This is a genomic window from Mucilaginibacter galii, from assembly GCF_014635825.1.
Classification (GTDB): Bacteria; Bacteroidota; Bacteroidia; order Sphingobacteriales; family Sphingobacteriaceae; genus Mucilaginibacter; species Mucilaginibacter galii.
Window position 1 is genome coordinate 93,435 of record NZ_BMDO01000012.1, and the last position, 22,775, is coordinate 116,209.

Consider the following 22,775-nt stretch of genomic DNA (forward strand, 5'->3'; position numbering starts at 1 on the left):
AGCGGATACCTGCCTGTGCAGTATGAGCGGAAAGCCTGACCCGTTAGGGTAACGCCTAAATTTATTGAATTAAGTTGGTATACCTATACTTTTAGGTTAAGAGCAGTGTCAGTCTGAGCTTGTCGATGACTTGTACGCTTTACTAAGTCTTCGACAAGCTCAGACTGACATTACATCATCATAAAATCAAATATTATCATACACACCAATTATGAAACTTATTATTCACGGCGGATTTTTTAGCGAGTCGGGCACTAACCAGGAGGTTAAGCAGGCTAAGCAAGATGCTTTGAAGCAAATTGTTACCCAGGGTTACCAATACCTGAAAACTCATACGGCTACCGAAACTGTGGTGTATACCGTTAGCTTGCTGGAAGATTGTGATCTGTTCAACGCCGGTACTGGATCGCAGATACAAAGCGATGGTTGTATACGTTTAAGCGCTGCCTTAATGGACGGTAAAACGCAGAAGTTTTCGGGCGTCATAAACGTAGAAGAAGTGAAGAACCCGATACAAGTTGCGGAGAAGCTTCAAAGTGCTGAGGATAAGGTATTAAGTGGTAAGGGTGCACAAACTTATGCCCGCGAGAACGGCTTCGACTATTACAACCCCGAAACTCCTCAGCGTAAACAGGAATATGCCACCAAGCTTAACAATTCGATAAGGTTAGGTACTGTAGGTTGTGTGGCGCTCGACACAGACGGTAACTTGGCAGCGGCAACTTCTACAGGCGGCAAGGGCTTTGAAATTCCCGGCCGGGTAAGCGATTCGGCCACTGTAGCGGGTAATTATGCCAACGCTTCGGCCGGTATATCGTGTACCGGCGTGGGGGAGGACATTGTATCTGGTGCCGTAGCCGCAAAAATTGTTACCCGAGTTAGTGATGGTATGCCACTGGCACAGGCAACCGATAAAACCCTGGCCGAAATGAAGCCTTATGACGGTTTTGCAGGTGTAATTGGTATTACAGCCAATGGAGAGGTTTATCATGCTGATACCCATCCTTATATGGTTTGGGCTTTGTATGATGAGGATGTAAAAGTTTTTGATTAAATTACACTCGAATTAACTTAGGTTAACAAGATTAGTGGTATTTTTACCTGCTAATTAATTTAATTAAACTCAAACAAGACTCAATGAAAGTACTCCTACTTGCTTTGTTGTGTACCATCAGCTTTTCGGCATCGGCGCAGTGGTGGCGCTTAGGAAAAAACAAACGTTACCCCTTAATTGCACAGGCGCAAACGCCTGCCTACCGGTTAACACCTTCTAAATTTAGTTTGCCTAAAGTAAGCCGCTGTACTATTGGCCAAACTTCCTATAGTTTAGTGCTAAGCGAGCACACGGTGATGAAGACCGCCCAGCACCAAATGCGTTTCAGGGAGTATGAAAATGCCAGCTACAGTTTTAACGAACTGGCTAAAATATACGTACAGCTAAACCAGCTTTCTGAAGCTAAGTGGTTTTTTTTGCAAAGCAACAACCTGTCGCGCCAGCAAAATAACGACCGTTTAACCATTGCCAATTTAATTGAGCTTTCGAACGTGAAGCAAGCCATCGGCGATTTTTCGCTGGCCCAGCAAGACTTGGAAGAAGCCCGCGATATGGCTAAAAACCATAACTGGCAGGATGATATACAAGCGGTAAAGAAACGCATTGATAACCTGCAGCTAACCAAGCTGGCCGCTTTGAAACCGGAAGCAGGTTTTGGTAAAGCGGGGCAGGCTACTCTGTAAAGCCCCTTCCAACCCTCCCCGGAAGGGAGGGCTTAAGATAATATTATTGAGCCTGGTTATTGCCGGGCTTTTTTGCGTTATTAAAGTATTTACTGTGGATCACCTTTGCTATATTTAGCTAAATTCTTTTAAATGAAAATATTATCTATCGAGGCGTTCGTTCCTTCGGGAAGCAATTTTGCAAAATCAAGGCAGTTATTTTTGGAGCTGGGCTTTCATATCAATTGGGAGTCGCCGGGTTATGCAGGCTTTCAGTGTGATGAATGCCGGTTTATTTTGCAGGAGTACAATGTGCAGGAGTTTGCCCAAAACTTTATGCTGAGTGTAAAGGTGAGCAACATTGATGAGTTTAGAAAAGGCGTTTTAGATAAAGAGTTACCCGAAAAGTATGGAATTCAAATTAGCGAAATTACAAAGCAACCTTATGGTCGCGAATTAAATCTGATAGATCTTGCCGGTGTATGCTGGCACTTCGTAGAGCAATAGACATGATTGCGGCCGTTTACGATATACGTTGATATCGCATTATAACCCCATGCGATATTGTTTCTTCGCTGTAAATTTCTGGTTTACAGACAAACAATGTGTCATAAATTTCTATTTGTATAGGTGAGACAGCTAAAATGCTGTCTCTTTTTTATTTACTTTGGGACTTATATAATATAGGCACTAATATTGATGTTTGATACAATAGATATAGAATTAAAATCTGTAAAAGAAATGGTTAAGAAAATATATACGTTACTGGTGGTAGGCGCGGCGCTGGCTTGCCAGGCATCTACCTCCAAGCCCATTAAGGTAGATGGCTCTGCCAATTTGCAGCCCGACCAGCAGCAAAGTGTTGTAGCTAAGGAGGTTGCGGGTATGATTTCTCAGTACAATTATAAAAAAGTACCGCTTAACGATTCGCTCTCTACCGTAATTTACAGCAGCTATATCAAGAAGATGGATGATAACCATAACTACTTGCTGGCTTCTGATATTGCTGACTTTGACCGTTACAAAACCCAACTGGATGACGACCTGAAAGCAGGAAATCTTGTTAACGTATTTTACATGTTTAACGTGTACCAAAAACGTTACCTCGAGCGGATCAATTATTCGCTTACCCAGCTCGACAAATCATACGATTTTACCAAGAACGAAACCTTTACTTACGACCGGGAAGACCAACCTTGGGTAGCTAATGCTACCGATATGAACAAGTTGTGGAGCCAACGTGTAAAGTATGACCTGCTGAACCTGAAACTGGCGAGCAGCGATATGACCAAGAACAAGGAAACTTTGCGTAAGCGTTATCAAAACCTGTTATCGCAGGTAAAAAAGCTTTCAAATCAGGATGTTTTCCAGATGTTTATGGATTCATTTACCGAGTCGGTAGATCCGCACACCAATTACTTTAACCCGGCTAACGCAGCTAACTTTAATATCGAAATGTCGCGTTCATTAGAAGGTATAGGCGCATCGCTGTTGTCTGAAAATGAGTATATTACCATTAAAAGCGTAGTAGCAGGTGGTCCGGCCGATAAAAGCAAACAAATTAATGTGGACGACCGCATTATTGGCGTTGCCCAAGGTAAAGACGGCGAATTTCAGGACATTATAGGCTGGCGCATAGAGAACGCCATTGCGTTGATCCGTGGTACTAAAGGTACTACCGTGCGCCTGCGTTTACTTCCCAAAGGTGCCGCCGCTTCGGTTAAGCCTAAGGTGGTTGAAATGGTGCGCGAAAAAATTGTGTTGAAAGATCAGTTAGCCAAAAAAGAGATCCGTACTTACCAGTCAAATGGCAAAACGGTTAAAATAGGCATCATTAATGTACCGGCGTTCTATATAGATTTTAACGCCTACCGCGCAAAAGACCCTAATTATCAGAGTACTACACGCGATGTGAAATTGATCTTAGATACCCTGAAACGTGAAAATGTAGATGGCGTGATCCTCGATCTGCGTCAGAATGGTGGTGGTTCATTAATTGAAGCCATTGAGTTAACTGGTTTATTTATCAAGAATGGCCCTGTGGTACAGGTGCGTGATACCCGTAACCGTATAGAAGTGAACGAAGATGAAGACCCATCAGTAGCATACGCTGGTCCGCTTGCTGTAATGACCGACCGTTTCAGCGCCTCCGCTTCTGAGATATTTGCGGGTGCTATTCAGGATTACGGCCGTGGTTTGATCATAGGTACACAAACTTATGGTAAAGGTACCGTACAGAGCGCCATTGAATTAGATAAGGTGATCAACCCTTCTATCAAGGATATGCTTAACTCACTGTCTAAGAAGACTTCAACTACTGGTGCTGAGTCTAAATTTGGCCAGTTAAATTTAACTGTAGCTAAGTTTTACCGCATCAGTGGTAGTTCTACCCAGCACAAAGGCGTAATGCCCGATATTAGCTTCCCATCGGTTATTCCATTAGATAAATATGGTGAAGACACTGAGCCTTCTGCACTTCCGTTCGATATGATCGCTAAAAGCACTTACACTAAGGCGGGCGATTTGAGCGGTGCTATCCCGGCATTGGCTAAGTTGCACGAGCAGCGCATGTCTGCCAGCGCTAATTACAAGTATTTGTTAGAAGATCTGGATGATTACAAGAAGCGCCAGAGCGAAAAAAGTATCACTTTAAATGAGCAACAGCTTAAAGAACAACGTGATGCGGATGAAAAGAAAAACTTTGAGCGTAACAATCAGCGTCGTGCTGCATTGGGTTTACCTGCCTTGAAAAAAGGTGAAACCCGTCCAAAAAATGAAGATCTCGACTTCCTGAAAATAGAAGCCGGACAAATTTTGACCGACTTGGTGAACCTGGAAAAAACAAGCAAGTTAACTAACAACGTGGCTCCCGCTAATCCATAAGAAGCGTAATAAACTATAGTAACGCCCGGCCAAAAGCCGGGCGTTTTTTGTTAGATAAATATTTAAGATTCTATGGTATAATTACAAAAAACTTCAAATTTCCTCATAAAAGTAGATGGCTGCATTCGCCGCTAAAAGGCGCGAGCTATTTCCTCCAAATGTCGCCTAAAACTAAGCTGCACTTCTTCGGTTATATTATGGTATGCTGCAAAAACCTCTCTTAGAATTTACCGATAAAGGCATCTACTGCGCTAAGGGAAATTTCTACATCGACCCCTGGCAACCGGTGGACGATGCCGTAATTACCCACGCCCACGCCGACCATGCTTATACCGGTCACAAGCGTTACCTGGCGCATCACCTATCGCGCGAAGTGTTGTATTATCGCCTGGGCGAAATACAATTGCAAACCGTGGAGTATGGCGAAAAGGTGATGAAGAATGGGGTGGAGATCAGCATGTTTCCAGCTGGTCACGTCATCGGTTCGGCGCAGATACGTGTAGAAAGCCAGGGGCAGGTTTGGGTAGTATCAGGCGATTATAAAACGGAGGATGATGGTGTTTGTACACCCTTTGAGCCGGTAAACTGCCACCACTTTATTTCGGAGTGTACCTTCGGGATGCCTATTTACAAATGGAAACCTCAATCGGAAATATTTGCAGATGTAAATAGCTGGTGGCGGCAAAATGTAGCGCAAAACCTGGCCACGGTTATCGTAGGCTATTCTTTAGGTAAAGCCCAGCGCATTCTGCAAAACCTCGATTTGAGCATCGGTAATGTATATACCCACGGCGTAATCGAAAACACGAATGAGGCCCTGCGCCGTAATGGAATTGTGTTGCAGCCCACGCACCGCATTACGCAGGAATCGGTTAAGGAAGAAGTGCGTAAAGGGATCATCATAGCGCCGCCATCATCGGTGGGTACGCCCTGGATGCGCAAGTTTGGCCCTTACAGCTTTGGCTACTGCTCGGGCTGGATGGCTTTGCGGGGTGCCAAGCGCCGCCGCGCCGCCGACCGCGGCTTCGTGATGAGCGACCATGCCGATTGGACCGGCCTCATCAGCGCTATAGACGCCACCCGCTGCGAATCGGTTTACTTAACACACGGCTCCACCGCAACATTTTCAAGATATTTAAGGGATATTGGCTTTGATGCACATGAGGTGCATACTTTGTATGGAGGGGAAGAGGAAGAAGCACCTGCCCAAAGCGCCTCCCAACCCTCCCCGGAGGGGGAGGGCTTTGAAGAAAAAATCCCTGTTAAAATTGCTATGGAAGCCCTCCCTCCCGGGGAGGGTTTGGGAGGGGCTGCCTTATGAAAGCCTTTGCCCAACTCTTTACCTCGTTAGATGAAACCAATAAAACCAACGAGAAGGTTAAAGTGCTAAAGAACTACTTTAACTGCGTACCCGATACCGATAAAATGCACATGCTCGCCTTATTTTCGGGGCGAAAGCCTAAGCGGCAAATTAATTCCACGCAATTTAGAACCTGGGCCATTGAGGCATCTAATATTCCGGCCTGGCTTTTTGAGGAAAGCTACCATGTAGTGGGCGATTTAGCCGAAACTGTGGCGCTCTTACTGCCCGATCACGGCAACAGTAGCAACAAAACACTTACCGAGTGGATAGGCGAAATTAACGCCCTCAACAATATGCCCGAGGTAGAAAAGCACGACTGGCTTACCCGCTCCTGGGCTATGCTGGATGCGCAAGAACGTTTTGTGTTCAATAAAATATTGACCGGCAGTTTCAGGGTAGGGGTATCGCAAAACCTGGTCATCAAAGCCTTGGCCGATGTAGCCGAACTTGATGCCGCCACTATCACCCACCGCATGATGGGTAATTGGATGCCCGAGACCTATTTGTATGAAGAGTTGGTTCATACAGATACTGCGTTGGAAGATGTATCGCGCCCATACCCATTCTTTTTGGCTTACCCCGTTCAGGAAACCTCGGAAAAGCAAAAATCGCCTGAGGCTATGCAAACGCTGTTGGGTAATGCTGATGAATGGCAGGCAGAATGGAAGTGGGATGGCATCCGTGCGCAATTGATCAAACGCGAGGGTGAAATCTTCATTTGGAGCAGGGGAGAGGATCTGGCTACTGATAAATTCCCCGAACTGCATGCGCTGCTACATCATCTGCCCGATGGTACCGTGCTAGATGGGGAGATCCTTTCTTTCCAGAACGGACAGCCCCTGTCCTTCGCCGTGCTGCAAACCCGCATTGGCCGCAAAACGCTGAGCAAAAAGATATTGGAAGATAGCCCTGTAGCTTTAATTGCTTATGATTGTTTAGAGTACGATGGTGAAGACATTCGCTACAAAACTCAAACCGAACGCCGGCAACTGTTAGAAGGCTTGCAAGCCACTACGCCATACCCCGAGGTATTCAATATTTCCTCACTCATTACTTTCAAAAGTTGGGACGAACTGGCCGAAATACGCGAACAATCGCGTGCCATGATAGCCGAGGGTATTATGCTGAAACGTAAAGATGCCCATTACCAGGTGGGTCGCCGGCGTGGCGATTGGTGGAAATGGAAAATTGATCCGCTATCCATTGACGCCGTGATGATCTACGCTCAAAAAGGCCACGGCCGCAGGGCCGATCTATATACCGATTATACTTTTGCCGTTTGGGATGGTGACAAGCTGGTGCCTTTTGCCAAGGCGTATTCAGGCTTAACCGATACCGAAATTAATAAGGTAGACTCGTTCGTGAAACGTAACACGCTCGAAAAGTTTGGCCCGGTACGTACCGTAAAGCCCGAACTGGTTTTTGAGATAGGCTTTGAGGGTATCAACAAATCTACCCGTCATAAATCGGGTGTGGCATTGAGGTTTCCGCGTATATTGCGTTGGAGGCACGATAAACCTAAAGAAGAGGCCGACACTATTGAAACGCTAAAGGCTTTGCTGGGTGAGTAAGGGTTAAAAAATGTCATTGCGAGCGACAGCGACGTGGCAATCGCAAGCAGGCAAGTATAAACGCGTGCGATTGCCACGTCGCTATCGCTCCTCCTTTAGATTAGCATAATTAAATTTACTGGAATTTTCAGATTGAGAAAGAGCAGGGTGAACTAATCATTTCCCAATTGCGCTCATCTGAGATGAGTGCTTAAGATGGCTTAGCGATTGTATCGCATGATGCGTCACAGACGCAAAACAGGGTAAGCACTCGTTGTAAACGTACACAAGGGAGGGGTTGCACACTGCCAGTCGGCTTCGTATTGAAGTTTTTGGATTAGTGATGACCATTTAATTAATTCGTCATTGAGGTACGAAGCAATCTCTGCGGAGAAAGATCGCCGACTTACCTATCGTGTAGAGATTGCTTCGTACCTCGCAATGACGTGTTTGAGTATTGCGCTTACTGATTACTCAACAAATACGACTTAAATTCCTCAAAGTCCCCGCTTAAACTTACAGCTACTTTCTCTTTGTTTTCCATCTCCTTTACCTGCTCGGGTACCTTAATAAACGCAGCTATCTTCTCAGGGAAAACATCAGGGAACTTGCAGGGGTGGGCGGTAGATAAGAATACGCCTGTTACATCGGTATGTTCTTTCTGCCATTCTTTCAGCGCGCGCCACGCTATAGCCGTATGCGGACAAACCACATAGTTATATTTATCAAAAACTTGTTGTATAGCTTCGCGGGTTTGCTCGTCGGTGTAGGTGTAGCCGGTCATGAGGCTGGTGAGCGCCGCTGCATCATCTTTAAACAGGTAAGCAATACGCACCCAGTTGCTGGGGTTGCCTACATCCATGGCGTTGGCAATGGTGGCTACCGATGCTTTGGGTTCGTATATGCCGGTTTTTAGGAAAGCCGGAACAGTATCGTTAGCATTGGTAGCAGCAATAAACTGCGCAATAGGCAAGCCCATTTTCCAGGCTAATAAGCCTGCGCCTATATTACCAAAGTTACCGCTGGGTACACAAAAAGCCACCTTGCTTTTACCCGCGCGTAGCAGCTGCGCATAGGCATTAAAATAATAAAACGTTTGCGGTATTAAACGGGCAATATTGATCGAATTAGCTGATGTTAAACGGAAGGTTTTATTTAACTCAGCATCTACAAAAGCTTGCTTTACCAAGGCCTGGCAATCGTCAAAAGTGCCATCAATGGTTAATGCCCTTATGTTTTGTCCGTTGGTAGTTAATTGCTGCTCCTGAATATCGCTTACTTTACCTTTAGGGTACAAGATGGTTACACGGGTGTTAGGCACGCCTAAAAAGCCAAGCGCTACGGCTCCGCCGGTATCGCCCGAGGTGGCTACCAGTACATCCAACTGCTTCTCGCCATCTTGCAAAAAGTAACTCATTATCCGGCTCATAAAACGGGCACCAAAATCTTTAAAGGCTAAAGATGGTCCGTGAAAAAGTTCCAGTACATATACTTCTTTCTCCAACTCCACGACAGGTGCATCAAAGTTGATAGCATCTTCTATCAACGCTTGCAGGTCATGATCAGGAATAGCGCCGTTAAGCATATGCCGGGCTACCTCGAACGCAATTTGCGGTAGGGTATAGTTAGATAGCTCCTCAAAAAAGCTATCGGGCAGGCGTTTAATTTGTTCGGGCATGTAGAGGCCTTTATCCTGCGGCATACTGTTAAATACTGCTTCCTGAAAAGATACCGTAGCAGATGGATTATTGGTGCTGTAGAGTTTCATTTGTAAGCTTTCGTTTTTGTGGTAGGGCGTTTTACTCGCGGTAATTGAACAGTTTGCTAAACCCCTCCCTAACCCTCCCAAGGGAGGGAATTTTTAATGCGTTATATATTTCAATCCTCCTTGGGGAGGGGTTGATCTGTTTCTCTGCCGTTAGTTCCCTCCTTGGGGAGGGGTGCGCCTGGTGGTGTGCTGGCAGGGAGGGGTTTTCGCTCGCGTTGATTAAACAGTTTGTTAAACCCCTCCCTAACCCTCCCGAGGGAGGGAATTTTAATGCCTTACTCTGCCACTATCCTAAAACTCTGGGCCCTGCATCGTTAATGGTAGATACGTAACTGTTAGAATTGATCTTGATACCAGCTAAATGCTTTTGCAGGGTTTGAGTTATTTGGCGGGCGGTTTCTTCATCGCGCGTAAAGGCGAATACCGAAGGGCCCGAACCCGAGATACCGAAGCTTACCGCTCCGGCCTGCATGGCCAGTTCGCGCATGATGTAAAAGTCGGGGATCAAGATGGAACGCACGGGTTCTACCAACACATCCTGCATACTGCGGCCTATAAGGTCGATGTCTTGCGTGTATAAACCGCTTACCAGCCCGGCAATGTTGCCCCACTGGGTTACGGCATCTTTCATTAATATTTTGTTGCGGATAATCTGGCGTGCTTCGCGGGTGGGCACATCTACATCGGGGAATACAATGGCACAATACAATCCCGGCGGGTGAGGCAGGCGAATCACGTCTAACGGCTCGTAACTGCGGATCAATACAAAGCCACCCAGCAAGGCAGGTGCCACATTATCGGCATGACCATGACCGCAGGCCATTTCTTCACCCTTCATGGCGAAAGGGAGTAGTTTGGCCACATCGGTATCATCGCCCAATAAAGTCTTCACGGCAAATAAACCTGCCACCGTACTGGCCGAGCTGCTGCCCAGGCCGCTGCCGATAGGCATTTTCTTGTGCAGTTCTATATCGAGGCCTAAATCTTTACGGTCTATGCTGTCCAGGTAGTGCTGCACACTGACGCTTACGGTATTTTTGGCCGGGTCTAATGGCAGCCGGCCATCATCGCCGGTAATTTTGCTAATGGTAATGCCCGGCTTGTTGGTTACCCGCATCACCACCTCATCGCCCGGCTCGTTCACGGCAAAGCCCAGCACGTCGAATCCGCAAACCACGTTAGCTACAGTAGCCGGGGCAAAAACTTTAATGTCGGTTGCCTGTGGGCTGTTGCCCGTTGCCGGAGATTGTTGAGCTGCCTCTTTTAATTCTTGTTCCATTAATACTCTTTTCTGTACTGTTAATCAGCAATTCACTACTACCTGTCAGTCTGAGCTTGTCGAAGACCTGTACACTTGCCAAGTCTTCGACAAGCTCAGACTGACAAGTTAGGGCAATATTTGTCTTGATTCCTGAATCTATATTCTTGACTCTTTCTTCGCTCCCCGCACTTCAAAACCCCGCTCCCCGCACCTATCGTCTAATTCGCTCCCACATTAATTAAATCAGCAAATACGCCGGCGGCGGTTACTTCGGCGCCTGCGCCGGGGCCTTTTACTACCATGGGGCGCTCTTTGTAGCGGTCGGTGGTAAATGCTATGACGTTATCGGCGCCCGACATGCTGTAGAACGGGTGCTCCTCGCCAACCATCTCCAGCGTAATAGATGCTTGTCCGTTATCTAACTTGCCTACATAGCGCAGCACTTTGCCGCTGCTTTCGGCCTGTTGTTTTAACTGGTTAAAGTGGGCATCATTAGCTTTTAGCGCCGCATAAAACTCCGGGACAGATTGCGCATCCAAACAAGCTTGTGGCAGCATGCTTTCAATCTGCACATCTTCGGCTTCCATTTGGTAACCGGCATCGCGTGCCAGGATAAGCATTTTACGCATAAAGTCTTTACCGCTCAAATCGTCGCGTGGGTCGGGTTCGGTATAGCCTTTATCTTGCGCGGTTTTTACCACGTCATGGAAACTGGCATCGCCCTTAAAGTTGTTAAAGATAAAGGATATGGTACCCGATAAAATGGCTTCGATGCGTTGTACGCGGTCGCCACTCACCATCAAATCTTTCAACGTACGGATGATAGGCAAGCCTGCACCCACGTTGGTTTCGTAAAAGAAATCGACCCCATGTTTGCGGGCAGTATCCCTGAAGGTTTCGTACTGACTGTAAGCACCCGAATTTCCTATTTTATTACAGGTTACAATAGAGATAGTCGATTTGAAAATCTCTTCATAAAAAGCAATAGGCTGCGGACTGGCGGTATTGTCTACAAACACACAGTTGGGCAAGTTCATGGCTTTCATGCGGGCTACAAACTCGGTTAAGTTGGCTGGTTCGCCGTAGGCATCCAAATCCTGCTCCCATTCGTTCAGGGCAAGTCCATCTACACTAAAGCGCATTTTACGGGTGTTGCTGATGCCGGCAATACGTACCTGGATGCTGTTATGCTCCTGCAAAAACTCTTTGTGCTGCTGCAACTGTTTGAACATGGTTTTACCAATGTTACCGGTGCCCAGGCAAAATACGTTGAGGGTTTTATTAAATTCGATAAAGAAGGCATCATGTACGGCATTTACGGCCTTAGCCAAATCATGGGCCGAAATGATAACCGAGATATTATACTCCGAAGAACCCTGCGCAATAGCCCGCACGTTAATACCATTACGGCCTAAGGCATGGAACAACCGGCCCGACATACCCGGCGTTTGGCGCATGTTTTCGCCCACAATGGCCAGTACAGCAAGGTTGGCTTCAATTACCGGTACATCCAGCTTTTGAGCACCCAGTTCCAGTTCAAACTCCTGCTCCATGAGTTTGCATGCCCTCTCGGCATCGGCAGGCTGCACGGCAAAGGTAATGCTGTGCTCTGACGATGATTGGGTAATGAGCATGACATTGATACGCTCGCGGGCCAGCAGCGAGAACAAGCGGCCGCTAAAACCGGCCTTGCCCACCATACCGCTGCCCTGCAGGTTAATGATGCTGATGTTATCTATAGATGAAATACCCTTAATAGTTAAATTAGAATTGCGGCAATCATGACGGATCACGGTGCCCTCGAAAGAAGTATCGAAAGTGTTTTTGATCACAATGGGAATACGCTTCAGGAACGCAGGGGTCATGGTTGGCGGGTAGATGACCTTAGCACCAAAGTATGAAAGCTCCATAGCCTCAGTATAAGTAAGCTCGGGTAGCGAGAATGCCTTTTTCACCATGCGCGGGTCGGCGGTCATCATGCCGTTTACGTCGGTCCAAATTTGTATTTCGCTGGCATTTAAGGCCGAGGCAAAAATGGCGGCGGTGTAATCGCTGCCGCCACGGCCCAAGGTGGTTACCTGCCCGGTTTCGTTGCTGGCAATAAAACCGGTAACGAACATTACTTTACCTTCGTTTTCGGTAGCAAGGCTACGGATGAGCAGATCAGTAAGGTCGGTATTTACACGTGCCTGTCCAAAGCTGTTATCGGTTTTGATCACCTCGCTGGCATCTACATAAACCGCATTCTTAAAATACTGCAATGCCATACGGCTAATGAGCAGGGTAGAGCAGCGTTCGCCGTAACTCAAAATGAGGTCGCGGGTTTTGGCGGTTAGTTCTTGCAAAACAAAAACACCCTGCAGTAGGTCTTCCAGCTGGTTAAAGTAGATCTTTAAGCGTGTATACACCGGGTTTTGCTGCTGTATATCGAGCAATTGCTTTACGATCTCGAAATGGCGAATTTCTAACGCGGCCAGGTGTTTCGAAAAATCGTTACCGGTAGCGGCACGCTCGGCCATATCGGCCAGCAGGTTGGTTACCCCGCTCATGGCCGATAATACCACCACCAGGCTTTCGCCGTTTTGGTGCTCCTGCTTTACAATATCCATGACCGCGCTTATGCTTTGCGCTGTACCTACCGATGTGCCCCCGAACTTTAAAACTTTCATAAGGTTTGTTATAAAACAAAAACGCCTTCCCCGTTTGCGGAGGAAGGCGTTTTGCTGGTTTTTTATGTTTTTGTTTACACCATACAATTACCTTCCTCCGGGCGTTGTGCCGGTGGTAATAATTGTTGTAATAATGGTGTTGTAAATAGTCATCTTTTAAATAGTCGTTTGCTTTTGACGTTTGTAAATTAAGGAGTAATAAATTGCAAATGCAAATTAAATTTTAAAATAGCTGTAAAAAGGCAATTTTATTTTGTGGGCGTGGGGTGGTGCGGGGAGCGGGGTTTGAGGTGTGGGGGAGGAGGAGTTATGTTGCAGCAGGGTCTTTCGTAGAGGACCCTGCGTTGTCAGGCTATTGTAGATGCAATCGCAGGGTCCTCTCTATGAGAGACCCTACTGAGACCTAAAAAACGTTCATATCGCTATTCACAAGTGAATGCTTTTTAATGCGTTTTGTGTTGCAGATGGATACTCTTCGACTCTATGCGGCATGAAGGGAAAGGGCTCTTAAGAAAGATAGCCAATACAAATGGATTCTTATATTAGCAATTAAATATAGCTATGAAAAAACTGGTTTTTGGCGCATTGTTTTTATTTTCTTGCGCTTCAAAAGAAAATGATAACCGTTTAATGCAAATAGAGACTTTAGTAAAGCCAGCCACTCTTAAAGACTATGTTAATTACAAATCAATCTCTTTGGAAAAAGTAACCAGTGTTGATGCAGCAACCTCGATCGATGATATGAAAAAGGAACTGGGTAAACCTTCGACTGAGAACATTGATAGTGTCATAGCATTTTGCAGTAATGTAAAAAGCAAAGCCGCCTTAAGAAAAGATACAAGTACTTACAAGGTTTGGAAGTGGGAGACTGATCGTATGAAGCAACTAAAAAATATTGATGGCAAACAAACGGTTTATACAGTTTATAAAAACACATATTTACTTGGAAAAAGGAGTCAAGCCACAGCTTTAGACACAATAAAAGGCTATTACTTTTTTGATAACAATGACAACCTTATTGGTGGAGTAACCGCTGAAGTTTACAATTATTTTAAAGCACAAGCCACGAAATCGGGATCTCAACCTTATCATCTTTGTCAAGTCTATATACAAGAAAGGATTTAATGCTTCCTTTATTCAATTAAGACAATCAACTGTTCATCCCTTTTCATAAGTGTTCACGGCCCGCATAAAAGTTTTCATGTGTGAATACTTTTTGCCTGCTTTTGAAAGTATTTTTCCATTTAAGCAAACTGCAAATTGGCTTAAAATATGATGCACCGGGTGGATGGTTAAAAGCCTGTGCAACCTTTTAAACTTCAAACATAAAACTCTTAACTTTGCTCCTCACATATGCAGGGACTCGTAACAAAATCTACCGGTAGCTGGTACCAGGTGCAAACGCCAGACGGGCGCCGGTACGATTGCCGTATAAAAGGTAAATTCCGTATTAAAGGCTTAACTACCACCAACCCCGTTGCCGTGGGCGATAAGGTAGATTTTGAGCTGGAACCCGAGCAGGAGCAAGGTGTCATCACTAAACTATACGACCGCCGCAACTACATCATCCGTAAATCCATCAACTTGAGCAAGCAGGCGCAAATCATTGCTGCTAACCTCGACCAGGCTTACCTGGTGGTTACGCTGGCTTCGCCCCGTACCTCTTTAGGGTTTATCGACCGTTTTTTAGTAACTGCCGAAGCTTATGATATACCCGCTAGTTTGGTTTACAATAAGCTGGATATGTTTAGTAAGGAAGGCCTGGAGATCTTATCCGAGTACAAAATGGTTTACGAAAAACTGGGTTATCCCTGTTACGAGGTATCGGCTTTGAAAGGAACTAATATTCCTGCATTAAAGGATAAATTAAAAGATAAGATCACGCTGTTTTCGGGTCATTCGGGTGTAGGTAAATCAAGTTTAATGAACGCTATTTTACCTGATTTAGATCTGCGCACCATGGAGGTATCGGAGTGGAGCGACAAGGGTATGCACACCACTACCTTTGCCGAAATGTACGACCTGCCCGGCGGTGGTTCTATTATAGATACCCCCGGCATCCGTGAGTTAGGTGTTATTGATATTGAACAACAAGAGCTTAGTTACTTTTTTCCCGAAATGCGCAGCCGTTTAAACCAATGCCGCTTTAATAACTGCCGCCACATTAACGAACCCGGCTGTGCCGTGCTCGAAGCAGTGGAAAACGGCGATATTGAACCATCGCGGTACGAAAGCTATTTGAGTATTTATAACGGGAACGACACGAGGAGCTAGGGAGAGAATCAAGAGTACAGAGTCAAGAATCCAGATTCTCTCTTCGTTAATTAGATCTTACTGTTGATTTGTGGAGTAAATGTCTATATTCTTGATTCTGTACTCTATATTCTAACTAACTATGCGCGCAATATTACAACGGGTTTCAGAAGCATCATGCAAAGTTGACGGCCAAATTACCGGCGAAATTAAAACCGGCTTTTTGGTGCTGTTAGGTATTGAAGATGCCGATACTTTGGAGGATGCGCAATGGCTGGCGCAAAAAATTACGGGTATGCGGGTATTTGGTGATGAGAATGGTTTGATGAATAAAGCGCTGGCCGATGTGGATGGCCGCATCCTGCTCATTTCACAATTTACCTTGTTTGCACAAACCAAAAAGGGTAACCGGCCATCATTTATCCGTGCTGCCCGGCCCGAAAAAGCCATTCCTTTATATGAACAGATGATTAGTTTGCTGAACCAACTAACGGGACATATTACAGCCACTGGTATCTTTGGTGCCGATATGAAAATTAGCCTAATCAACGATGGTCCTGTAACCATTGTAATGGACACCAAGGATCGTGATAATCACTAAAATTTAAGCTATACAATGACCATAGACGAAGCACAACAGGTAGTAGACAAATGGATCACAACTACCGGTATCCGCTATTTTAACGAACTCACCAATACCGCCATTTTAATGGAAGAGGTTGGCGAAGTAGCCCGCATTATGGCGCGGCAATATGGCGAGCAATCGTTCAAGAAATCTGATACCGAAGTTAACCTGGCCGATGAAATGGCCGATGTACTATTTGTGCTCATTTGCCTGGCCAACCAAACCGGTATTAACTTAACAGAGGCTTTAGAGAAGAACCTGGAAAAGAAAAGCATACGTGATGCCGACCGGCATAAGAATAATGAAAAGCTAAAATAGCTATTCCTTCTATCTAACTGCCTTTCTTGTCATGCTGAGCTTGTCGAAGCATTCGCACACTTGCGCTCGTTTATAACGAGTGCTTAACATGGGTTAGCGATTGTATCGCAACTCAGGCGTCACAGACGCCAAGCCATGTTAAGCACTCATCAAAGATGAGCGCAATTTGATTATCTGACCTTTACAACAATGGCGGTAGGGATCACCCACAAAAAAGTCCGGCAGCTTTTACACTACCGGACTAACAAAACTGGTTAACAGATTAACCGGTATTAAATATCTGAGGGCCTCATGGTGGTTGCCTGTATAATAGGGTCTTGTATTAAAGGTTCTTTAATTACGGGCTGTTTAACGGTAGACGCTTTTACCGCAGTAGAAGGCTTTTTGCCGAATAACGATTTTACCCGTCCCCAAACCGAGGTTACCGAATCTTCGCTAATGTAGCTTGAAGCTTTTTGCGAGGCCAAACCAACCAAGGTTTTTACAATAAAGCCGGAGTTTTTAAACAGGGTTTTATTAAGTGCCAGCGGCAATACAAAACGGGATATCAAACCAACAATATCGGGCGAGAATAAGGAACCAACTCCGCCGCCTTGCTCACCCTCGGGGCTTTGCGGGAAAATGGAACGTACCGAAGCAAAAATTGCCGATGGACTGTTAAAGCGTTGCTTTAAAACCATTTCTTGCTCCTGTTTTACTTTTTCGAGCCTGATGATCTCTGCCTGCAGGTCGAATATGTTTTTAACGGGTATATCCATGGCTATTTAAATATTTTGCTGATCAGCAGGTTAACAATCGGCTTTTCAATGGTCGACTTGGCCGCCACGGCAATAATAGCAATCAATACATAAAACAGGGTTACTATGCCAAACCCTTTCCATGCTGCGCCTAAAGCATCACCTAACAATAAGGCAATAGTAAAGGTAAAAAACATGAAGGCCATAATTGCGCTGAATGCAACAACTACTATGGTCACCAAACTGGCCGCAACCGCACTGCTTTTCTCAATAGCCTTATACTTACCCAGCGTAACACGCGTTTCCACGTACTCTTTCAGCTGGTCCAAAACATTGGGTTGTGGCGGTTGTTCAGCTTCTTTTTTCTCTTCCATCTATCTTCAGGTTAATTGCCGGTAACGATGGTTGCCGGCAATCGGTAAAAAAAATTATGCGTGTTCCAGGTCGTCTTGGTATTCCTGCTCTTCGCCGTTAAGCTTGGTTTTAATATTATCAACCACTTTGGTTTTCAGGCCCGATAGTTTTTCCAGTTCGGCAGCAGCCGTTTCTTTAATAGTATCGGTAAGGCTGTTTAATGATTCTGACAGTTTATCGCGGGTTTCGGTACCTTTTTCAGGAGCAAATAAAATGCCCAGGGCTGCGCCCGCAGCTACACCGGCCAATAAAGCCAATATTACTTTAGTGCCATCGCCCATACCTTCGTCTTTTTTCAAACTTGGTATTTTGTTGATCAGGTTGGTAATGTCTTTGGTATTCATGGTGATTAAATTTGTGTTATACTTTGTAATCAGTTATAAGGTTAACCGCTAAGCTAACGCTTTGTTTAAAACCAGTATTAAAAAAAGTTATTCGTCGGGTGCAGTTCGTATCCGCTCAAGGCGGTCGGCAGCAAGGCGGTTAGTTTCGTAGATCTCCGTCATCAGTATGAAATAAGACAGCAGCACCGGGCCAAAAACCAGCCCTAAAATACCAAACAAGGGGATGCCTATAAATACACCTACAATAGAAATGATAGGATGTGTATTGGCTATACGTTTATTAATAACCATGCGCAGCACATGATCTAAATTACCAATAAACAGCAAACCGTATATCATAATGCCTATGCCGCTCCAGGTATGCCCAATCAACATTAAATACAAGCCGGCGGGTATAGATAAGGTAGGGGCACCCACTACAGGTAAAAATGAAATAAAAGTGGCTATTACCCCCCAAAAAACAGCATCGGGGATGCCTGCTATCCAAAAGCCGTTAGCCAGCAATACACCCTGAACCAGCGATATTATGCCCTGCCCCAAAACGTTGGAGTAAGTTGCATTTTTTAAGGCCACTGCAAATTTCAAAGCATGCTGCTGACTAAAAGGAGCGTAGCGCAGCAAGCCTGCCTCAAACTCGCGCAGCTGCACAAACATAAAATAGAGGATGAAGTACATCACCAGCAGGGTTAGAATAATGCTGGCTGCGCTGCCCAGTAACGAAGGGAAAAGATCGGCAGCATAGGTGCCTAATTTTTTCAGGGTATCTTCGGCAAAGCGGGGTTGGTTCAGGTACTCGGCCGTTACCATGTCTATCTTGTCTACCCACGAATCTATAGGCAAAGAACTGCTTTTAAAGCTCAGTATTTTATCGATCACCATAAAGCTCAGCAGCAGGAAAGGAATTACGATACAAATGAGCGACAGTACAATAATGGTTAAGGCCGATAATACCTTGTGCCATCCGCGCTTTTCGGTTAAATTAAGGTATAGCGGCCTGAATATTACGTAGAGTACAATGGCACCCAATATAGAAGTAAAGATGGTGCTTAATGCGTAAAGAAGAAAACAACCCAGCACAATGATACTGACCAGGATAATGTTGTTACGCTGCTGATAACTAAATACTGACATGGCTGATGTTGAACATTTTAATAAACAAAAAAGCGCCTTAATGTTCGGCGCTTTAAAAGGTAAAATAAGGGCAAGCGCTTTACCCTACATCTTTCATCATATTATTGATAGCCCTGCAGCTTGCTGCAATAGTATCCATATAAAAAATACAGTCTTCGGTGGGGTTTTCCAACTCGTAACGCAACTGTTCTATGGCCAGGTTAATGTTTGAAAGCTGATTTTTTACATCATGTTTCAGGGTGCGCAGTACCTGTTCATCAACAGGTTTGTAGTCCTCCGGCAATTCCATTATATTATTACTTACCCAGGTTTATAGCCTTCATTTTATTATAGAGTGTTTTACGGTCTATCTTTAATATTTCGGCCGCTTTGGTTTTGTTAAAGTTAACCTCGCGCAATACTTTCAAAATGGTATCGTACTCTGCCTCTAAGGCTGCATTCTTTAAATCGTGGCGTACCTCTTTTACAACCGGGGCTTCATGATGGCCTCCTCCGTTAAAAGATGATGACTCCGGCTGTGTAGGCGCCTTACTGTAAGCCAGCATTTCTAAGGGCAGGGCTTTCATTTGTATCTCATTGCCCTCGGTAAGCAAGGTGGCGCGGCGTACCACGTTTTTTAGCTCGCGTATGTTACCTTGCCAGCGGTAGCTCATAAAGCATTCAACCACCTCGGGCGAAAAAGCGCTTACATTGCGGCCTAACTCCTGGTTAGCACTCTTTAAAAAGTGCTCGGCCAGTTGCATTACATCGTTACCACGCTCGCGCAGGGGCGGCATATAAATGCTGAACTCGTTAAAACGGTGATACAGATCCTCACGGAAACGACCTTTTTGAATGGCATCCTGTAAGTTTTCGTTGGTGGCCACAATAATGCGCACATCCAGGTCAATCTCTTTGGTAGAGCCTATGCGTTTAACTTTGCGCTCCTGCACGGTACGTAACAGGGCGGCTTGTATATCGTATGATAAATTACCTACTTCATCCAAGAACAAAGTACCGCCGTTAGCCATTTCAAAATGACCGATTTTGGTATACAAAGCACCCGTGAATGAGCCTTTTTCATGACCAAAAAACTCACTTTGGGCCAGTTCTTTGGTTAACGAGCCGCAGTCCATAGCAATAAAAGGCTGATGCTTGCGCGGGCTGTTGAGGTGTATGCTTTTAGCTACCGACTCTTTACCGGTACCGCTCTCACCCATAATAATTACGCTGTAATTGGTGGGCGATACCAGTTCTATCTGCCTCACCAAATCTCGCGAAGCACGGCTGTTGCCGCTTACAAACTCGGTAGAAAGTATCTGTTTACGGCCGTCTTTACCTGTACTTTTAGCAGCAGCGGCAGGAGTGGTTTCAGCTTCCTGTTCGGCAGCTTCTAAAAGTGCGTAGTGGGTTTCTATAGCCTTGTTAACGGTGGTCAGGATCTCATCGGGGTACAGGGGCTTGGTAATGTAATCATAAGCGCCCATCTTAATAAGTTCCACAGCCATTTTAATATCCGAGTAGCCGGTAATAATAATCACACCGGTTTTAGGATACTGTAATTTAATGGTCTTTAAAATCTCACGCCCATCTGTGTCTTCCAGGCGGTAATCGCATAGCACCAAATTGAAATCGCCGCTTTTTAACTTTTCCAGCCCGTTAGCCCCGCTCGAAGCCGTAGTGACCTCGAAACCATTGCGGGTTAAAAACTTGGACAGGAGCAGCGCGGTATTTACTTCATCATCAATGATGAGAATTTTCTTCATATCGGCAAATTACTCTTAAGGTTAACTATTTTAAACAGGTAGCGTTATCTACAAAAATGATAAAATTTGTGACATTTCAGCAATCAGTATCGATTTAATTAACTAAAAAACAATAAAAGATTACTGCGTAGTAAAATGCACTCCTGGTTTTTGCAAACTTATACGCAACCCAGGGCCAAATTGATGCGTACGACTGCTATTTTTTGCTATTTTTGCTTTGATAGATACGATCATGAGCGAAGAAAGAGCACTGAATTTTATAGAAGAAATTGTTGAAAATGACCTTCAGGCCGGCAAGCACCAGGGCCGGGTGCATACCCGTTTTCCGCCCGAGCCAAATGGTTACCTGCACATAGGCCACGCCAAATCTATTTGTTTGAATTTTGGACTGGCCCAGCGCTATAATGGCAAAACCAACCTGCGTTTTGACGATACCAACCCCGTTACCGAAGATACCGAATACGTAGAAAGCATAAAGGGAGACGTACGCTGGTTAGGCTTTGAATGGGCCAACGAGCTATATGCCTCCGATTATTTTGACCTGCTTTACGCTTTTGCCTTAAACTTGATTAAACAAGACCTGGCTTATGTGGATGATAGCACCGCCGAAGAAATAGCCGCCCAAAAAGGTAGCCCTACCGAGCCTGGCGTAGCCAACCAATACCGCAGCCGTAGCATTGAAGAAAACGTGCAGCTGTTTGAAGATATGAAAGCCGGCAAGTACCCCGATGGTGCTAAGGTGCTGCGTGCCAAGGTTGATATGGCATCGCCCAATATGCACCTGCGCGATCCGCTGATGTACCGCATACGCCATGCACACCACCACCGCACGGGCGATAAATGGTGTATTTACCCCATGTACGATTTTGCACACGGACAATCGGACGCTATTGAAGAAATTACGCACTCTATTTGTACGCTGGAGTTTATACCGCACCGCCCGTTATACGAGTGGTTTATCGAAAAACTGGAGATCTTCCCGTCGCGCCAGTACGAAATGGCCCGCCTGAATTTGACCTATACCGTAATGAGCAAGCGTAAGCTGCTGCAACTGGTAAACGAAGGCCATGTAGAAGACTGGGACGATCCGCGTATGCCAACCATTAGCGGTTTACGCCGCCGTGGCTATACCCCAGCTTCCATCCGCGATTTTTGCGAGCGTATTGGCGTGGCCAAGCGCGAAAATTTGATAGACGTTGGTTTGCTGGAATTTTGCATCCGCGAAGACCTTAACAAAACGGCCTGGCGCCGTATGGCAGTGTTAGACCCCATTAAGCTGGTAATTACCAACTATCCCGAAGGCCAAACCGAAACCCTGCACGGTGAAAACAACCCCGAGGTTGAGGGTGGCGAAGGTGGCCGCGATATTCCTTTCAGCAGCGAGCTGTATATAGAGCGCGAAGATTTTATGGAAGTGCCGCCCAAGAAGTTTTTCCGCCTGGGTGTGGGCCTTATGGTGCGCTTGAAGAACGCTTACATTGTAAAGTGTGAAAGCTTTGTGAAAGATGCCGAAGGCAACATTACGGAGGTACATTGTACCTACATTCCCGAATCAAAATCGGGCAGCGATACCAGCGGCATCAACGTGAAGGGTACCATCCATTGGGTAAGCGTGCCTCATGCTAAAACTGCCGAGGTAAGGTTGTACGACCGCCTGTTCAAATCAGAAAACCCGGCTGCCGAAGAAGGCGACTTTAAAGACGACCTGAACCCTAACAGCCTGCAAATAATTACCGCCTATGTAGAGAACGATCTTGCCACTGCCACACCAGGCAAAGGCTACCAGTTCATCCGCAAAGGTTACTTTACCTTAGATAAACACAGCACCGCCGATAAGCTGGTGTTTAACCGCACCGTAACCCTTAAAGACGGCTGGGTGAAAAAATAAAATTTAACGTTTTCATATTGATAGAAAAGCTGCCTGTGAAGGTGGCTTTTTTTATAGGTTGATTTTTTGAGATTTTTGGCCCAATTACAGAGATATTGTAAAATGAGCAA

General features: G+C 45.5%; 20 protein-coding genes. 11 read left to right on the forward strand and 9 right to left on the reverse strand.

Features of this window, described 5'->3' with window-relative positions; all coding sequences use genetic code 11:
• The first annotated feature begins 211 nt into the window (after nucleotides 1-211).
• The 6 genes from IEV61_RS18145 to IEV61_RS18170 all read left to right on the forward strand — a co-directional run bounded on the left by IEV61_RS18145 (nucleotide 212) and on the right by IEV61_RS18170 (nucleotide 7,533).
• Nucleotides 212-1,054, forward strand: coding sequence for an isoaspartyl peptidase/L-asparaginase (locus IEV61_RS18145; protein ID WP_188418475.1), 843 nt, complete (start codon nucleotides 212-214; stop codon nucleotides 1,052-1,054).
• Nucleotides 1,055-1,137: 83 nt separating this feature from the next.
• On the forward strand, nucleotides 1,138-1,737 hold the full coding sequence (locus IEV61_RS18150; RefSeq protein ID WP_188418476.1) for a hypothetical protein: 600 nt from the start codon (nucleotides 1,138-1,140) through the stop codon (nucleotides 1,735-1,737).
• A 132-nt stretch (nucleotides 1,738-1,869) separates the two neighbouring features.
• The gene (locus IEV61_RS18155) at nucleotides 1,870-2,223 is read left to right on the forward strand and encodes a VOC family protein (protein ID WP_188418477.1); all 354 of its coding nucleotides are present in this window, start codon (nucleotides 1,870-1,872) and stop codon (nucleotides 2,221-2,223) included.
• 234 nt (nucleotides 2,224-2,457) lie between these two features.
• Nucleotides 2,458-4,599, forward strand: coding sequence for a carboxy terminal-processing peptidase (locus IEV61_RS18160; RefSeq protein ID WP_188418478.1), 2,142 nt, complete (start codon nucleotides 2,458-2,460; stop codon nucleotides 4,597-4,599).
• A gap of 202 nt (nucleotides 4,600-4,801) precedes the next feature.
• Complete coding sequence (locus IEV61_RS18165; protein ID WP_188418479.1) at nucleotides 4,802-5,920, forward strand: ligase-associated DNA damage response exonuclease; 1,119 nt, start codon at nucleotides 4,802-4,804, stop codon at nucleotides 5,918-5,920.
• The gene (locus tag IEV61_RS18170; protein ID WP_188418480.1) at nucleotides 5,917-7,533 is read left to right on the forward strand and encodes an ATP-dependent DNA ligase; all 1,617 of its coding nucleotides are present in this window, start codon (nucleotides 5,917-5,919) and stop codon (nucleotides 7,531-7,533) included. The genes IEV61_RS18165 and IEV61_RS18170 overlap by 4 nt, the downstream gene beginning before the upstream one ends.
• Before the next feature lie 442 nt (nucleotides 7,534-7,975).
• Here IEV61_RS18170 and thrC read toward each other — a convergent pair whose 3' ends face one another.
• The 3 genes from thrC to thrA all read right to left on the reverse strand — a co-directional run bounded on the left by thrC (nucleotide 7,976) and on the right by thrA (nucleotide 13,210).
• Nucleotides 7,976-9,280, reverse strand: coding sequence for a threonine synthase (gene thrC, locus IEV61_RS18175; RefSeq protein ID WP_188418481.1), 1,305 nt, complete (start codon nucleotides 9,278-9,280; stop codon nucleotides 7,976-7,978).
• A 286-nt stretch (nucleotides 9,281-9,566) separates the two neighbouring features.
• Complete coding sequence (locus IEV61_RS18180; RefSeq protein ID WP_188418482.1) at nucleotides 9,567-10,559, reverse strand: homoserine kinase; 993 nt, start codon at nucleotides 10,557-10,559, stop codon at nucleotides 9,567-9,569.
• A gap of 200 nt (nucleotides 10,560-10,759) precedes the next feature.
• Nucleotides 10,760-13,210: a bifunctional aspartate kinase/homoserine dehydrogenase I gene (gene thrA / locus IEV61_RS18185; RefSeq protein WP_188418483.1), complete on the reverse strand. Its 2,451-nt coding sequence runs from the start codon at nucleotides 13,208-13,210 to the stop codon at nucleotides 10,760-10,762.
• Nucleotides 13,211-13,771: 561 nt separating this feature from the next.
• On the opposite strand from thrA, the gene IEV61_RS18190 reads away from it, so the two are divergent.
• From IEV61_RS18190 to IEV61_RS18205, 4 genes are all read left to right on the forward strand, one after another.
• Nucleotides 13,772-14,335, forward strand: coding sequence for a hypothetical protein (locus IEV61_RS18190; RefSeq protein ID WP_188418484.1), 564 nt, complete (start codon nucleotides 13,772-13,774; stop codon nucleotides 14,333-14,335).
• Between the two features lie 228 nt (nucleotides 14,336-14,563).
• Complete coding sequence (gene rsgA / locus IEV61_RS18195; protein WP_188418485.1) at nucleotides 14,564-15,484, forward strand: ribosome small subunit-dependent GTPase A; 921 nt, start codon at nucleotides 14,564-14,566, stop codon at nucleotides 15,482-15,484.
• Between the two features lie 121 nt (nucleotides 15,485-15,605).
• A complete protein-coding gene (dtd, locus tag IEV61_RS18200; RefSeq protein WP_188418486.1) occupies nucleotides 15,606-16,064 on the forward strand; it encodes a D-aminoacyl-tRNA deacylase in 459 nt (152 codons plus the stop codon).
• Nucleotides 16,065-16,079: 15 nt separating this feature from the next.
• Entirely contained in the window at nucleotides 16,080-16,406 is a 327-nt protein-coding gene (locus tag IEV61_RS18205; RefSeq protein ID WP_188418487.1) for a nucleotide pyrophosphohydrolase, read from the forward strand.
• 272 nt (nucleotides 16,407-16,678) lie between these two features.
• Here IEV61_RS18205 and IEV61_RS18210 read toward each other — a convergent pair whose 3' ends face one another.
• The 6 genes from IEV61_RS18210 to IEV61_RS18235 form a co-directional block, all read right to left on the reverse strand.
• A complete protein-coding gene (locus IEV61_RS18210; protein WP_188418488.1) occupies nucleotides 16,679-17,164 on the reverse strand; it encodes a hypothetical protein in 486 nt (161 codons plus the stop codon).
• A gap of 2 nt (nucleotides 17,165-17,166) precedes the next feature.
• On the reverse strand, nucleotides 17,167-17,517 hold the full coding sequence (locus tag IEV61_RS18215) for a phage holin family protein (RefSeq protein WP_188418489.1): 351 nt from the start codon (nucleotides 17,515-17,517) through the stop codon (nucleotides 17,167-17,169).
• A gap of 54 nt (nucleotides 17,518-17,571) precedes the next feature.
• Nucleotides 17,572-17,901, reverse strand: coding sequence for a YtxH domain-containing protein (locus IEV61_RS18220; protein ID WP_373867853.1), 330 nt, complete (start codon nucleotides 17,899-17,901; stop codon nucleotides 17,572-17,574).
• An 87-nt stretch (nucleotides 17,902-17,988) separates the two neighbouring features.
• Nucleotides 17,989-19,032, reverse strand: coding sequence for an AI-2E family transporter (locus IEV61_RS18225; protein WP_188418490.1), 1,044 nt, complete (start codon nucleotides 19,030-19,032; stop codon nucleotides 17,989-17,991).
• A 79-nt stretch (nucleotides 19,033-19,111) separates the two neighbouring features.
• On the reverse strand, nucleotides 19,112-19,321 hold the full coding sequence (locus IEV61_RS18230) for a hypothetical protein (RefSeq protein WP_188418491.1): 210 nt from the start codon (nucleotides 19,319-19,321) through the stop codon (nucleotides 19,112-19,114).
• Between the two features lie 7 nt (nucleotides 19,322-19,328).
• Nucleotides 19,329-20,777: a sigma-54-dependent transcriptional regulator gene (locus tag IEV61_RS18235; protein WP_188418492.1), complete on the reverse strand. Its 1,449-nt coding sequence runs from the start codon at nucleotides 20,775-20,777 to the stop codon at nucleotides 19,329-19,331.
• Nucleotides 20,778-21,009: 232 nt separating this feature from the next.
• Between IEV61_RS18235 and IEV61_RS18240 the strand changes: the two genes are divergently transcribed.
• The gene (locus tag IEV61_RS18240) at nucleotides 21,010-22,665 is read left to right on the forward strand and encodes a glutamine--tRNA ligase/YqeY domain fusion protein (RefSeq protein WP_188418493.1); all 1,656 of its coding nucleotides are present in this window, start codon (nucleotides 21,010-21,012) and stop codon (nucleotides 22,663-22,665) included.
• The last annotated feature ends 110 nt before the right edge of the window (nucleotides 22,666-22,775 follow it).

Excerpts from the sequence above, each read along its gene's own strand:
- IEV61_RS18190 (WP_188418484.1), top strand. The coding sequence starts at position 13,772 with ATGAAAAAACTGGTTTTTGGCGCATTGTTTTTATTTTCTTGCGCTTCA.
- IEV61_RS18155 (WP_188418477.1), top strand. The coding sequence starts at position 1,870 with ATGAAAATATTATCTATCGAGGCGTTCGTTCCTTCGGGAAGCAATTTT.
- IEV61_RS18230 (WP_188418491.1), bottom strand. The coding sequence starts at position 19,321 with ATGGAATTGCCGGAGGACTACAAACCTGTTGATGAACAGGTACTGCGC.
- IEV61_RS18165 (WP_188418479.1), top strand. The coding sequence starts at position 4,802 with ATGCTGCAAAAACCTCTCTTAGAATTTACCGATAAAGGCATCTACTGC.
- thrA (WP_188418483.1), bottom strand. The coding sequence starts at position 13,210 with ATGAAAGTTTTAAAGTTCGGGGGCACATCGGTAGGTACAGCGCAAAGC.
- thrC (WP_188418481.1), bottom strand. The coding sequence starts at position 9,280 with ATGAAACTCTACAGCACCAATAATCCATCTGCTACGGTATCTTTTCAG.
- IEV61_RS18210 (WP_188418488.1), bottom strand. The coding sequence starts at position 17,164 with ATGGATATACCCGTTAAAAACATATTCGACCTGCAGGCAGAGATCATC.
- IEV61_RS18180 (WP_188418482.1), bottom strand. The coding sequence starts at position 10,559 with ATGGAACAAGAATTAAAAGAGGCAGCTCAACAATCTCCGGCAACGGGC.
- IEV61_RS18235 (WP_188418492.1), bottom strand. The coding sequence starts at position 20,777 with ATGAAGAAAATTCTCATCATTGATGATGAAGTAAATACCGCGCTGCTC.
- IEV61_RS18225 (WP_188418490.1), bottom strand. The coding sequence starts at position 19,032 with ATGTCAGTATTTAGTTATCAGCAGCGTAACAACATTATCCTGGTCAGT.
- dtd (WP_188418486.1), top strand. The coding sequence starts at position 15,606 with ATGCGCGCAATATTACAACGGGTTTCAGAAGCATCATGCAAAGTTGAC.
- IEV61_RS18160 (WP_188418478.1), top strand. The coding sequence starts at position 2,458 with ATGGTTAAGAAAATATATACGTTACTGGTGGTAGGCGCGGCGCTGGCT.
- IEV61_RS18220 (WP_373867853.1), bottom strand. The coding sequence starts at position 17,901 with ATGAATACCAAAGACATTACCAACCTGATCAACAAAATACCAAGTTTG.
- IEV61_RS18240 (WP_188418493.1), top strand. The coding sequence starts at position 21,010 with ATGAGCGAAGAAAGAGCACTGAATTTTATAGAAGAAATTGTTGAAAAT.
- IEV61_RS18145 (WP_188418475.1), top strand. The coding sequence starts at position 212 with ATGAAACTTATTATTCACGGCGGATTTTTTAGCGAGTCGGGCACTAAC.
- rsgA (WP_188418485.1), top strand. The coding sequence starts at position 14,564 with ATGCAGGGACTCGTAACAAAATCTACCGGTAGCTGGTACCAGGTGCAA.
- IEV61_RS18150 (WP_188418476.1), top strand. The coding sequence starts at position 1,138 with ATGAAAGTACTCCTACTTGCTTTGTTGTGTACCATCAGCTTTTCGGCA.
- IEV61_RS18205 (WP_188418487.1), top strand. The coding sequence starts at position 16,080 with ATGACCATAGACGAAGCACAACAGGTAGTAGACAAATGGATCACAACT.
- IEV61_RS18215 (WP_188418489.1), bottom strand. The coding sequence starts at position 17,517 with ATGGAAGAGAAAAAAGAAGCTGAACAACCGCCACAACCCAATGTTTTG.
- IEV61_RS18170 (WP_188418480.1), top strand. The coding sequence starts at position 5,917 with ATGAAAGCCTTTGCCCAACTCTTTACCTCGTTAGATGAAACCAATAAA.